This window comes from Anaerosalibacter massiliensis (genome assembly GCF_024623155.1).
GTDB classification, from domain to species: domain Bacteria; phylum Bacillota; class Clostridia; order Tissierellales; family Sporanaerobacteraceae; genus Anaerosalibacter; species Anaerosalibacter massiliensis.
Map to the genome: position 1 here is coordinate 31,616 of NZ_JANJZL010000017.1, position 14,463 is coordinate 46,078.

Sequence of the window (14,463 nt, forward strand, 5' to 3'; positions counted from 1 at the left end):
AAGATAATAATAAAAACCAGAAAGGAGCATTTTTATGAATATATTACCAAAAGAAGTTTTAAGAGAAATGATTAATGATGAAAATTTGAAGAGAGCAGGAGACCTTCATTCATATTTAAAAGAGATTTTTAAAGATGCTTTACAAGAGATGTTAGAGGCAGAACTTGAAGTAGAATTAGGATATTCTAAAGGGGATAAAAAGAATAAACAAACTGATAATCGTAGAAATGGATATTCACAAAAAACTGTAAAAACTCAGTTTGGAGAGATGGATGTAGATATACCAAGGGATAGAAATGGTGAATTTGAACCAGTAGTTGTACCTAAAAATAAAAGAAATATATCTGGGATAGAACAAAAGGTGATTTCTCTTTATGCCAGAGGAATATCTACAAGGGATATACATGACCAAATTAAAGATATTTATGGAATTGAAATGTCTGCTGAAATGGTTAGTAAAATAATCGATAGGTTAATTCTTGAAATAAAAGAATGTTAAACCAGGCCTTTAAGACCAATATATCCTTTTGTCTTTATGGATGCAATACATTACAAAGTTAGAGAGGATGGTCAAGTTAAAAATAAGGCAGCTTATGTAGTACTAGGGGTTGATTTAGATGGATTTAAAGATATATTGGGTATTTGGATAAGTAAAAGTGAATCTTCGAAGTTCTGGTTAGGAGTACCTAATGAACTGAAAAATAGAGGGTTAGAAGATGCATTGATATTTAGTGCTGATGAATTAACAGGTCCTAAAGAAGCCATTTAAACTGCCTACCCTAAGGCTGAAATACAAAGATGTATAATTCATCAGCTTAGAAATTCTTTTAAATATGTTAGCTATAAAGATAAAAAAAGAGTTTGCAAGAGATTTTAAGGCAGTTTATACAGCTATCAATGAAGAGATTGCATATGAAGCATTAGAGGAGCTTGAAGAAAAGTGGAACATCAAATATCCATTTGCAATTAAAAGTTGGGATATGAATTGGGATGTATTATCCTCATTCTTCAAGTTCCCTAATGAAGTTAGAACCATCATGTATACAACAAATATTATAGAAAGCTTGCATAGATAAATTAGAAAGATTACAAAGACTAAATCAGTCTTTCCCTCGAATCAATTTTTAGAAAAGATGATTTATCTAGCAAGTCAAAATGTAATGAGAAAGTGGAATAGACGCTATAAAAATTGGGATTATATCCTCAATCAATTAACTATCTATTTTAAAAGAAGGATAGAACCTTACCTCTAAAATAGATTTATAGCTTAATTGAAAATTAACTGTTTAATAAGTAGAAAATAAAGCATTAATTCTTACTTATTAAGCCCACTTATCCATTATAGGAATTATTGTCAAAGTTATAAGATTTTATGTATATTATCCTAACACTTTGGCAAACTAAAACCAAGATATAAGTTTAACATTTATATCTAGTTTAATATTTCTTGTTAGAAAAGAGCTATCACTCTTAGATTAAAAGCACAAACTAATTTACAGACTTAAGCCATATATAAAAACTAATTCTTTAATCTCAAGTGCTAGTTTTCATACTCTTATTAACTTTTTATGGCATAATTTATTTAAAAAAAGTTCCTAGCATTTTTGAATGTTAGGAACTTTTCATTCTCAAAAGTATTTCTTTAAAACTTTGGCTCTTCAATTTTTCTTCCTTGAACATATCTTTCTATAATTTTTAATATATATAAATCTTTGTATTCTTTACAGAAAAATTTTTGTTATTTAAGATTTTAGTTAGCCTTAAAAAATAATCATAAGTCTTAAAAATAAATATATATATATTTATTGATTTTCAAGAAAAATCTTTTATTAACTAAAAGTATGTCTATAATTGTATTACGAATGTTTATTAATTAGGAAGGTATTCTAGAGTTTAAGTAGAATATATATATTAAAGTACTTAATAAATATATCTTTCAGTTATTATATGTATATCCTTCTTTAAAAATAAAAAGATATTTTAAAAGAAGGACAGAGGAAAAAGTAATAGTTCATATTTCTATTACCCTAGATACCATTCAATATAATCAAATTGATTTAACCTACTTTTGTGATAAATATTTTGTTTCTTTTATTCGTTAGTATACGAATGGTTTAAGTTCTTTATTTTCCAGATAAAAAATATTATTCAAATTTTACGAAGTAATTTATTATGAATATAGAGTTTGAAATCTATTTTTCAAAAGAAGTTATTAAATTAATAGCTTTTTTAAACATGTCTTTTAAAGTCATATACCACCCCGAATATAGTAGTAAAAGAAGGTTTCAGGGGGTATTGGCTTTATAAGAAATAGATGGTAATATTTAGTTACATTTTAATCAAAAATTAAAAGAAAAGGGGGTGTGGTGAGTGAATACACCAACTATAGGAACTGATGGAGCTGGATGTGCAGCATGTGTATCTTGTTTCTCCTGTGGAACATGTGGGACAACTCCTGCAGTGGTAGGAGCAGTTAGTTTAATGTCAACATCAAGTCTTGCAGATTGGTAAAGCAAGTATAAATATGGATTCATTTTAATGAATCCATATTTATACTTAAACAAAATATAGATATTAGATTTAAATTGATTTACAGTATAAATACTAATGTTAGATATATAAGTTTTATTATCTTAAAAGATGTCACAAATAATATTTATCATTTTTCGAATGACAATACTATTCTACGAATGTAAGTGAATAATGTTTGAAAATTTTAGTTTGGGTTTAAACAAATCGAATTTGATACTACGATATTATACAAGGAGGTATTTTTATGAAATTGTATTTAGATCCATTACCTAAAATATCAAAATACACAATGCCACAATCCGAGATATATTATATATATGTTCCCGAAACAATAGATAGACCAGAGAAACGATATTTATTAAATGATACGGCATTAGAGATAATATCATTGTATAATGGTACTAATACATATACTGATATTATAAACCATTTGAGTCGAAAATATAAGGAAAAACCAATGTCAATGGAAGAAAAAGTAAATACTTTTTTAAGCCAATTAATACAATATGGATTTAACATAAAGCAACAGAAAGATTCTACACCACATAATTATTTGATTAGACAATATGAAAATATATATCCAAGCGTAGTTAATTTACAACTTACAGAGAAATGTAATTTAAAGTGTAAGCATTGTTATGGAGAATTTGATATAAATGGAGAAAAAGAAATGTCTTTAGAAGAAGTTGAGTTTATATTAAAATCATTAGAGGAAATAGGAGCACATACAGTAGAAATAACTGGTGGAGAGCCTTCTATTTATCCACATATTGCAAAAGTCCTAAAAAAAATAGATGAAATAAGTATACCGACTGTTATGTTTTTGACCAATGGAGTATACTTAAGTGATGAATTGTTAGAATCTATGATAGCGATAAAGAATAAACTTTTTGTGCAAGTAAGTTTACACAGTTTTAAAGAAGAATATTTTGATTGGTTTACAAATTCTAAGAATAATTTAAAAAAAGTTAAAAACAATATTAAAAAGTTGATAGAAAATGATATAAAGGTTAGAGTTACATCTATATTTACACCTAATAATATTAATGAAGTTATAGAAATAGGAGAATGGGCATTTAATAATGGAGTTAAGTTATATGCTCCTTCAACAGTTGTATCATTAGGAAGAGCAACAAATATCGATGAGTTTGATAATCTTCATATAAATGATATGGAAAATATTAAACAGTTACAAGATTCTATAGAAGAGATACATAAAAGATATCCTAATTTCATATTAGAGTCTCCAAAGCCAAAAATTAATTGCGGTGCATTAATAACACAAAGTAGTATAGCAGTTAATGGCGATTTAAAACTTTGTAATATGGATACGGGAGAATATTTTAACTTAAAATTAGGGAATGTATTAAATAAAAGTGTTAAAGCAGTATATGATGAGAACATTGATTTTTTTAACGAATTAAGAACACTTAAAGCACCCAATAAAGATTCTGAAGATTGCATTGATTGTAGTGAAAAGCTATTTTGTAATTATTGTACATTGAGAGGATTAATTGGTTCAAAAAGAGTAGAAGGGCAATGTAATTGGTATAATAAAATAAATCCAATATTAAAAGAATGTTTTAATTAGAAATATTGGTTCTATAAACTAATATATATAAATAGCACAATGTCTGATACGCTAATTCAATTCTTGTATAAGGATTTCACTATTTCCTGTAGGCATTTATTTTTCAAGAAAAACATTATACCATATATAAATTAAATTCATCAATTTTTAATAAAATTGTAAATTGGAGATGTGTTAGGAGGATTTAAATGAAAAATATAGTGGAAATAAAAAACTTAACAAAGTCATATCCTAATTTTAAACTGGACTCTATTAATATGGAACTGCCTTATGGGGAAATTATAGGTTTAATAGGAGAAAATGGAGCAGGAAAAACAACTTTAATTAGTTTATTGCTTAATCAATTACACTTAGAAAGCGGAGAAATTAGAATATTTGATATGAAATATAATAAAAATGAAATGAAAATAAAACAAAATATAGGATTTGTTGTTGATGAATGTTGCTTTCATTCTTGTTTAAACCCTAAAGAAATAAATAATATAATGAAATATATATATTCGAAATGGTGTTCTGAAACATTTTTCAAGTTATTAAAAGATTTGAAAATATCAGAAGTAATAGAAGTTAATGAAATGTCAAAAGGTATGAAAAAAAAGCTAATGCTTGCAGTAGCATTATCACACAATCCAAAATTATTGATATTAGACGAAGTTACATCAGGACTAGATCCTGTAATAAGAGATGATATTCTTACAATTTTACAAAGAAGTGTATTAAATAAAAAAACTACAGTTATTTTTTCAACACATATAACAAGTGATCTTGATAAAATTGCAGATAAAGTAGCATTTTTACATAAAGGAAAATTAGTTTTTTATGAACCTATGGATATATTGAAAAAAAAATATAAGATAGTAGAGTGTTCAAAAAATAATTATAACATTATAAAAAAAGAAAACATTGTAACATCGTATTTGCAGAATGGAAAATATCATGTATTAATTAATAATAAGGAGAATATTAGTAATTATAAAGGTTTAGTTGATGTAAAAACACCTAATTTAGATGATATTATGTTAGCATATATAAAAGGAGATAGGAATTATGATAGGGCTACTTAAAAAAGATTTTTATTTAATAATTAAGAATTTCAAAGCTATACAAATATTCGCATTGATACCACCTATTTTTGCAGCTACACAAAATCCTAATTTTATAATGCCCATATTTTCTATTATGGTATCAATGATTTTAGCATCTCAGGTATCCCAAACTATGAATATAGATGAATCAGAAAAATGGAATAGAAATTTAACTGCTATGCCTATATCGAGCTCAAGAGAAGCTGGTAGTAAATATATATTATTAATACTGACTGCATTATTATCAAGTGTAATTTTGTTATTACTAGGTTTTTGGGCAGAAAAAAAAGGTTTAATAGCGGAGCCGTTTATTTTAATATATTCATTATTAGGATTTTTTTATGCTATTGCGTATGGATCGATAATTATACCAGCAGCATATAAATTTGGAGTGTATAATACTAAATATATTCTTATGATTTTTATATTTATACCAACAATAATTCCATTAATATTAAATTCGTTAGACATTAATTATAATTTTGATTTTATATTAAGATTAAGATTGAGTACAATTGTTTCAATTATAATATTTTTGACTATAGTTATGATGTCAATTTCATTTTTATTATCTAAGATAATATTATATAAAAAAGAAATATCATAAAAAATTGACAACATAGTCGTTTTAAAATAAAGTTCTATGTTCTTAACAATTATTATAGTTTTTTGTTATAAATTATAAAGTTATTAAGGTCATAAAATGTAAAGAGGATAAAAAGGTGCATAGGAGTACTCCTATGCGTCTTTTTATCTAAAAGTATTTCTTTAAAACTTTGGCTCTTCAATTTTTCTTCCTTGAACATATCTTTCTATAATATTTCTATCATCCCCAATATATATAAATCTTTGTATTCTTTCTTCTAGTGTAAGATTTTCTGCATATCCAAGATTAGAATCATCTATAACTAAGGCATCAAAATCATAGCCGTTTTCAAAGCTACCTACTTTTCCAAAGAAACTTCCTCCTCCTTTAGTTCCAAGATAGAAAGCCTCTGACGTAGTAATAGGATTATATTTTTTATTCGTTTCTAACCATTTAATTTTAGAAGCTTGAATAGCTGATACCATCACCTTCTGTATACTTGTTTCATGTCCCCCTGATATATCTGTACCCAATCCTACAGGAACATTTGCATTTAGGAATTTTCTTACTGGCATTATTCCACTAGATAGATTATAGTTAGAACTTGGACAATGGGCAGCATATACCTTATTTTTAGCCATGAGTTCAATTTCTTCATCTGTATTATATATACAGTGGGCCATTATAGTTCTAGTTTGACCAAATAGATTAAACTCGTTATATACACTAGCATAGTCTTTAAATTCTGGTTCTAGTTTTTTTACCCATTCTATTTCATTAGTATTTTCAGAAAGATGGGATTGAACAGGAATATTATATTTTATAGCTAAATTTCCTAAACCTTTAAGTAATTCAGAAGTACAAGTAGGCACAAATCTTGGTGTAATAATAGGTTTTACAATATCTGATTTGTCTTTATATTTTAATATTATTTCTTCTGTTTCTCTTATAGAAGTTTTAGTGTCTTCTAATATATAATTTGGAGTATTTCTATTCATATTTACTTTTCCAATATATGCACCTAATCCAGATTCAATAAATAAGTCAAATAAAAGTTCTGTACTTTCTTTGTGAATACTATTAAATAATCCTACTCTTGTAGTACCTACTTTCCACAATTCATGAATTAAATTTTTATAAACTTTTTTTGCATATTTTATATCACTATATTTCCCTTCCTCAGGGAAAGTATATTTTTCTAACCAAGGTATAAGTTCACTATCAAGGCCTAACCCCCTATTTGGGAATTGAGGGGCATGAAAATGTAAATCTACAAAACTAGGAATAATTAATTTATCCGTATAGTCAAATACAGGTATTCTTTTTAAGTTTTTATCCAATTCTTCATATATACCTTTCACCTTACCATCTTCCACAACAATATAAGAATTTTTATAGACTTTAAAGGTTTCCATAGTTGGTGTAAAAATGATATTGCTTTTAAAAATTTTAAATTTATTGTTCATATACATCTCTCCTTAAATTTTAGCTAAGTAAACCTATAATCTATTCTATATACTAAATGAAAAACCTTTGTATAGTTTTAACAAAAAATTAAAATAATTGATTGTTACCAGGTTTAGTATATCAGTACTATATATAAGGGACAAGGTTAAAAGTGCTAGGATAATTTTTAAATTCATGATATAATTTATATTGGTAGCAATCAATTATTTTTCCTTTATACCTTTATGAAAAGGTTTTCTTCAATGTTTTTTAAGGCGAATACAAGGTTTAAGAAGGATTCTTAAAACCTTTGTAGAATATATTTAGATAGAATATTTTTAATTATTCAAAAAATAATAAATATGCTCGCTAAGGGGGAACGATATAATGAAAGTATACCAAACGAACCAAATAAGGAACGTAGCTTTGATAGGGCACTCAGGTAGTGGGAAAACAACATTAACAGAAGCTGTACTATTTAAAACAGGAACAACTAAAAGACAAGGAAAAGTTGAGGATGGAAATACTTTTTCAGATTTTGATAAGGAGGAAATCTCCAGAAAGGTTTCTATAGGGACTTCAGTAATACCTAGTGAATGGAATGGTATCAAATACAACTTTCTAGATACACCAGGATACTTCGACTTTGCTGGAGAAATGTATAGTGCATTGAGAGCAAGTGAAGCAGCGATAATATTGGTTGATGCTTCATCAGGAGTGGAAGTAGGAACAGAGAAAGCTTGGAAATTTACAGAAAAGAAAGAAATTCCAAAGATGATTTTCTTAAATAAAATGGATAAAGAAAACGTTAATTTTGATAAAGTTTTAAATGAAATAAAAGAATCTTTTGGAGATAAAATAGTACCTTTTACATTGCCTATTGGTCAGGCTGAAGAATTTAAGGGGATAGTTGATGTAATTGATCAAGTAGCAAAAGAATATGAGGGAACTCAAGACAAAGAAGTTGACATTCCAGAAGAATATAAAACCCAAATAGAATCCATTAGAGAAATATTATCAGAAAAAGTTGCAGAAACTAGTGAAGAACTTATGGAAAAATACTTTGAAGGAGAAGCTTTTACAGATGAGGAAATACGAAAAGGTTTAAAACTTTCCTTTAAAAATGGGGATCTTGTTCCATTAATCGTAGGTTCAGCAGAAAATGCTATGGGAATAGATACACTACTAGAGGCAGTAAAAAAATACGTTCCAGTACCAAATGAAATAGAGATAGTAAAAGGATACAAAGGTGAGGAAGAAGTAGAAAGAAAGGTTAGTTCAGATGAACCTTTTTCAGCTGTTGTATTTAAGACTATTGTAGATCCATTTGTTGGTAAACTTTCTTTATTTAAAGTTTTGTCAGGAAAAATAACTAAAGATCATAATTTATACAATTCAAACAAAGATGAGCATGAAAAACTAGGAGGTTTATTTGTACTTAGAGGTAAGGAACAGATAGAGGTTTCTGAAATAGTAACTGGAGATATTGGTGCTACTTCTAAACTACAAATAACTGAAACAGGAGATACCCTTTGCGATAAAGAAAATTTAATTCGATATGATGAAATTGATTATCCAGAACCATGTCTGTTTTTAGCAGTTGAGCCAAAAGCAAAAGGAGACGAAGAGAAAATTGGCTCATCATTACAAAGATTAACAGAAGAAGATCCAACTTTTGTAACTGAAAGAAATAATGAAACAAAGCAATTGCTAATTGGTGGTCAAGGCAATATGCAGCTTACAGTTATAGTAGATAAATTAAAAAATAATTTTGGTGTAGAAGTAGATTTAATAGATCCAAAGATTGCTTATAGAGAAACTATAAAGGGCAATTCAAGTGTTCAAGGAAAACATAAGAAACAATCTGGTGGTGCAGGTCAATATGGAGATGTCCATATAAGATTTGAGCCAAGTCAAGAAGATTTTGTGTTTGATGAAGAAATATTTGGTGGTGCTGTACCAAAACAATATATACCAGCAGTTGAAAAAGGTCTTGTTGAATGTTTAGATAAAGGGCCACTAGCAGGATATCCAGTAGTTAATGTAAAGGCAGTATTATTTGATGGTTCTTATCATCCAGTAGACTCAAATGAAATGGCATTTAAAATAGCTGCTTCCCTTGCATTTAAAAAGGGAGTGAAAGAGGCAAATCCAGTACTTTTAGAGCCTATTATGAAGGTGGAAGTACTTGTTCCAGACGAATATATGGGAGATGTAATGGGAGATATGAATAAGCGTAGAGGTAGAATATTGGGAATGGATCCTCAAGAAGACGGAATGCAGCTTATTATGGCAGAAGCTCCACAATCAGAAATGTTTAAATACGCAATTGATTTAAGAAGTATGACTCAAGCCAGAGGAAGTTTTAAAATGGAGTTTGTAAGATATGAGGAAGTCCCATCAGATATTAGCGAAAAGATAATAGAAGAAGCCAATAGAGATAAAGAATAAGATTAAGACCACTTTTTTAGTGGTCTTAATTTTCCTATATTAAAAAACAAATATAGTAGTAATAATGAGTATAATCGAGCAAATAGAATAAATACGTATTTATTTGAATAAAATCCACATTTAACGCTAAAACTAATCATTGAAAAATAAGAAAAAATAGTTACAATAATATAAAGGACAAAGAAAGTCAAAGTCAAAACATGGGGTGATATTTTGCCTGGATTAAGTAATATAATAGAAGAATTTTTAAAAGAACTTATACAAGAAACAGAAGATGGAATTGTTGAAATACAGAGAAACGAATTGGCTCAACAATTTGAATGTGCACCTTCTCAAATTAATTATGTACTTACTACTAGATTTACACCTTATAAAGGCTATTATGTAGAGAGTAGAAGAGGTGGTGGTGGATATATAAAGATAATGAAGGTGGAAATGGATAGGTATGAAAATATTAATGATTTAATTATAAATGCTATTGGAAAATCTATAACTAAAAATAAAGCATATAGTATAATTGAAGGATTAGAAGAAGAAGGATTTATTACTAATAGGGAAGAAAAACTAATAAAGGTATCAATAGGAGATAGAGCATTGCAAAATGTTAAAAAATATAGAAATAATTTAAGAGCCGATATTTTGAGAAATATGCTTTTAGTGTTATTGAAAAATTAGAGGTGATAAAATGGTCTGTCAAGAATGTGGTAAAAAGTCTGCAACTATGCATTTTACTAAAATTATTAATGGAGATATAACAGAACTTCATCTTTGTGAGGATTGTGCAAAACGTTATAAAGAATTTGATTTTGATACATCTTTTTCATTCCATAAATTTTTAACAGGACTTATTGATAATATTCAAGGAGAACCTGTTAAGACGGAAGGAAAAGAATTAAAATGCGATGTATGTGGTATGAGCTATTCTAATTTTAAACAAATAGGAAAGTTTGGGTGCCCTCATTGTTATGAATCTTTTAAATCTAAATTAGTTCCTCTATTTAGAGAAGTACACGGTCATGGCAGTCATATTGGAAAGATTCCAAAGAGAGCAGGAGGAGTTATAGGTTTAAAAAAGGAAATAAATAAGTTAAAAAACAAATTAGATATTTTAGTAAAAAACGAAGAGTTTGAAGAAGCAGCAAAGGTGAGGGATCAAATAAAGGAAATTCAAAAAGATATTGAAAATAATTAGAGGTGGTATAATGGTTAAATGGCTAAAGGAGAAAGGCTTGGAAGATGATGTGGTTATAAGTAGTAGAATTAGAATAGCTAGAAATATAGAAGAAATAAAATTCCCTCAATCTATGAACAAAGAGGAAGTTGAAAATATAACAAAAGATATATTGAATGCAATGAGAGAATCACATAAAAATGAAAATTATAAATTTTATGAAATAGGAAGATTATCATCTTTAGAAAAAAATATGTTTATAGAAAAACATTTAATAAGTCCTAATTTAGTGCAAAGACCAGACATAAGTAGCTTTCTATTAAGAGATGATGAAAAGGTAACCATAATGATAAATGAAGAAGACCATCTAAGAATTCAGACTCTTTTTCCAGGATTAAATTTGGAAGAAGGGTGGAAACTATCAAATGCTATAGATGATGGACTAGAGGAGTATCTGGATTTTGCATTTGATGAGAGATTTGGCTATCTTACATCCTGTCCTACTAATACAGGAACAGGTCTTAGAGCTTCTGTGATGCTTCATTTACCTTCTTTAGTACTCACAGGATATGCAAACAATATTTTTCAAGCAGTAGGTCAAATAGGTTTAACTGTAAGAGGTCTTTATGGAGAAGGTACAAAGGCTTTAGGAAATATATTCCAGTTATCAAATCAAACTACTTTAGGAGAAACTGAAGAAGAAATCATACAAAAATTGAAAAACGTTGCTATACAGATTATAAATAAGGAAAGAGAAATAAGGCATAATTTGTTAAATACAAGAGAAGTAGAAATAGAGGATAAAGTACTGAGATCTCTTGGAATTTTAAAGTATTCTAGAATTATATCATCTGAAGAATCCATGAATTTGTTTTCAAATGTAAAGATGGGGATTGATATGGGTATAATTACAGATATAGAGGCTAAAGATATAATTAATTTGATGATGTTAACACAACCAGCAAGTTTACAGGCTTATTTTAAAGAAGATTTGAACACGCATGAAAGAGATATGAAAAGAGCAGAATTAATAAGAGAAAAGATATAGATTAGGAGGGATAATATGGCTATGTTTGGTAGATTTACGGAGAGAGCACAGAAAGCCATACTATTAGCACAAGAAGAAGCTCAAAGACTAAAGCATAATTATGTAGGTACTGAACATATATTGTTAGGGCTTATAAGTGAAGGGGAAGGTATAGCTTATAGAGCATTAAAGAGTCAGGGAGTGGATTTAGATAAGGCTAGAATTCAAGTTGCAAATGCAGTAGGATATGGAAAATATGAAACAGATATATTAGGTTTCACACCCAGAACTAAAAGAATATTTGAATTAAGTTTTTTAGAAGCTAGAAATTTAGGACATAATTATATTGGTACAGAACATATACTTTTAGGACTAATAGGAGAAGGCGAAGGTGTAGCAGTAGCAATTTTAAAGAGTCTAAATGTAGATGTAGAAAAATTGAAAAGAGATATAGTGGAAATGCTTACAGAAAGCAATTCTAAAATATCACAAGGGAATCAAGAAGCAAATACACCAAATTTAAATAAATATAGTAGAGATTTAACAGAATTATCTAAGGAAGGCAAAATAGATCCTGTTATAGGAAGAGATAAAGAAATACAAAGAGTTATACAAGTACTAAGTAGAAGAACCAAAAATAATCCAGTGCTTATCGGAGAACCAGGTGTAGGAAAAACAGCCGTAGCAGAAGGATTGGCTCAAAAAATTGTGGAAGGTCAGATTCCAGAAATAATTAAGGAGAAAAGAGTTGTTACATTAGATTTACCAGGTATGTTAGCAGGAGCTAAATATAGAGGAGAGTTTGAAGAAAGACTAAAGGCTGTAATGGAAGAGCTCAAAGAATCTGGAAATATAATATTGTTTATTGATGAATTGCATACAATAGTAGGTGCTGGAGCAGCAGAAGGAGCAATTGATGCTTCTAATATATTGAAACCAGTACTTGCAAGAGGAGAAATTCAAGTTATAGGAGCAACTACTATAGATGAATATAGGAAACATATAGAAAAGGATTCTGCATTAGAGAGAAGATTTCAACCTATAATGGTAGATGAACCTAGTATAGAGGATACTGTAGAGATATTAAAGGGACTTAGAGATAAATATGAAGCCCATCATAGAGTGAAAATAACAGATGAAGCTATTAAAGCAGCAGCAGAGTTATCAAGTAGATATATTACTGATAGATTTTTACCTGATAAAGCAATAGATCTAATTGATGAATCAGCTTCTATGGTTAGACTTCAATCTATTACTGCTCCTGATGGTTTAAAGACTATTGAAGAAAAATTAGAAGAGCTTTCTCAAGAGAAAGAAGAAGCTATAAACACACAAAACTATGAAAAAGCTGCTGCAATAAGAGATGAAGAAAAACAGCTAAAAAATCAATTAAAAACTAGAAAAGTAGAATGGGAGCAAGAGAAAAAAACAGCTAATATGGAAGTTGGATATGATGAAATTGCAAAGGTTGTATCAAACTGGACAGGAATACCTGTAAGCAAAATGACTGTTGAAGAAAGTGAAAGACTTCTTAAATTAGAAGAGATACTTCATAAGAAAGTTATAGGTCAAGATGATGCAGTAGAAGCTGTTTCTAGTGCCGTAAGAAGGGCAAGAGTAGGACTTAAAGATCCAAGTAAGCCTGTAGGAACTTTTATATTTGTTGGACCTACTGGTGTAGGTAAAACTTATCTTGCAAAAGCATTGTCAGAAGCATTATTTGGTGATGAAGATTCTATGATTAGAATAGATATGTCTGAATACATGGAAAAACATTCTGTTTCAAGACTAGTAGGGTCTCCTCCAGGATATGTAGGATATGAAGAGGGAGGACAGCTTACAGAAGCTGTTAGAAGGAAACCTTATTCAGTTATATTGTTTGACGAAGTAGAGAAAGCTCATCCAGATGTATTTAATGCATTATTGCAAATATTAGATGATGGTAGACTTACAGATTCAAAGGGAAGAACTGTAGATTTCAAAAATACAGTTATAATTATGACATCTAATGTAGGAGCAACTACTATTAAAAAGCAAAATATTTTAGGGTTTGCGGCACCAAAAGATGAAGAAAAAGAAGAGTATGAAAAGATAAAAGAAAATATAAAAGATGAACTTAAACGAACCTTTAGACCAGAATTTTTAAATAGAATAGATGAAATAATAATGTTCCATCCATTGAGTCAAATAAATGTAAGGGAAATTGTAGATGTAATGGTAAATGATTTAGAAAAGAGACTTAAAAAAATGGAGATTAATATTAGGATTAGTGAAAATACTAAGGAATATATTAGCAAAAAAGGCTTTGATCCAGTTTATGGTGCTAGACCTTTAGAGAGAACTATAACTAAGATGATAGAAGATCAACTTGCAGAAGAGATTTTAAAGGGAAATGTATCTAAAGAAGATGATATATTTATTGACTACAGTAATGAAAAGCTAGTATTTAAAAAAGGGGCTGTTTCAAAATAAAAAGCCCATAAAAGTAAAACAGGCCGAAGAGCGGTAGCTCTTCGACCTGTTTTTTAGTATAATTTATCTGCAATGAAATCACATACTAAAATTAATTATAAA

Annotated in this window: 10 protein-coding genes and 1 pseudogene; 10 read left to right on the forward strand and 1 reads right to left on the reverse strand. The window is 28.6% G+C overall.

Annotated features, from left to right (window positions below):
- Positions 1–34: 34 nt before the first annotated feature.
- The 5 genes and pseudogenes from NSA23_RS15055 to NSA23_RS15075 all read left to right on the forward strand — a co-directional run bounded on the left by NSA23_RS15055 (position 35) and on the right by NSA23_RS15075 (position 5,815).
- A pseudogene (locus NSA23_RS15055) lies at positions 35–1,253 on the forward strand (IS256 family transposase).
- Positions 1,254–2,370: 1,117 nt separating this feature from the next.
- Positions 2,371–2,511: a hypothetical protein gene (locus tag NSA23_RS15060; RefSeq protein WP_187116677.1), complete on the forward strand. Its 141-nt coding sequence runs from the start codon at positions 2,371–2,373 to the stop codon at positions 2,509–2,511.
- 265 nt (positions 2,512–2,776) lie between these two features.
- On the forward strand, positions 2,777–4,123 hold the full coding sequence (locus NSA23_RS15065) for a PqqD family peptide modification chaperone (RefSeq protein WP_257490730.1): 1,347 nt from the start codon (positions 2,777–2,779) through the stop codon (positions 4,121–4,123).
- 188 nt (positions 4,124–4,311) lie between these two features.
- Positions 4,312–5,187: an ABC transporter ATP-binding protein gene (locus NSA23_RS15070; RefSeq protein WP_042682443.1), complete on the forward strand. Its 876-nt coding sequence runs from the start codon at positions 4,312–4,314 to the stop codon at positions 5,185–5,187.
- Complete coding sequence (locus NSA23_RS15075) at positions 5,171–5,815, forward strand: ABC-2 transporter permease (protein WP_042682441.1); 645 nt, start codon at positions 5,171–5,173, stop codon at positions 5,813–5,815. The genes NSA23_RS15070 and NSA23_RS15075 overlap by 17 nt, the downstream gene beginning before the upstream one ends.
- A 161-nt stretch (positions 5,816–5,976) precedes the next feature.
- Here the strand turns inward: NSA23_RS15075 and guaD are convergent, their stop codons facing one another.
- Positions 5,977–7,260 carry a guanine deaminase gene (gene guaD / locus NSA23_RS15080; protein WP_257490731.1) on the reverse strand — a complete coding sequence of 428 codons (1,284 nt, stop codon included), beginning with the start codon at positions 7,258–7,260 and terminating at the stop codon, positions 5,977–5,979.
- Between the two features lie 367 nt (positions 7,261–7,627).
- On the opposite strand from guaD, the gene fusA reads away from it, so the two are divergent.
- From fusA to NSA23_RS15105, 5 genes are all read left to right on the forward strand, one after another.
- Complete coding sequence (gene fusA, locus NSA23_RS15085; RefSeq protein WP_042682435.1) at positions 7,628–9,691, forward strand: elongation factor G; 2,064 nt, start codon at positions 7,628–7,630, stop codon at positions 9,689–9,691.
- 213 nt (positions 9,692–9,904) lie between these two features.
- Complete coding sequence (locus NSA23_RS15090; protein WP_042682433.1) at positions 9,905–10,366, forward strand: CtsR family transcriptional regulator; 462 nt, start codon at positions 9,905–9,907, stop codon at positions 10,364–10,366.
- Positions 10,367–10,376: 10 nt separating this feature from the next.
- Complete coding sequence (locus NSA23_RS15095; RefSeq protein WP_042682431.1) at positions 10,377–10,883, forward strand: UvrB/UvrC motif-containing protein; 507 nt, start codon at positions 10,377–10,379, stop codon at positions 10,881–10,883.
- A gap of 10 nt (positions 10,884–10,893) precedes the next feature.
- Entirely contained in the window at positions 10,894–11,910 is a 1,017-nt protein-coding gene (locus NSA23_RS15100; protein ID WP_042682514.1) for a protein arginine kinase, read from the forward strand.
- Between the two features lie 15 nt (positions 11,911–11,925).
- Positions 11,926–14,361 carry an ATP-dependent Clp protease ATP-binding subunit gene (locus tag NSA23_RS15105; protein ID WP_257490732.1) on the forward strand — a complete coding sequence of 812 codons (2,436 nt, stop codon included), beginning with the start codon at positions 11,926–11,928 and terminating at the stop codon, positions 14,359–14,361.
- The last annotated feature ends 102 nt before the right edge of the window (positions 14,362–14,463 follow it).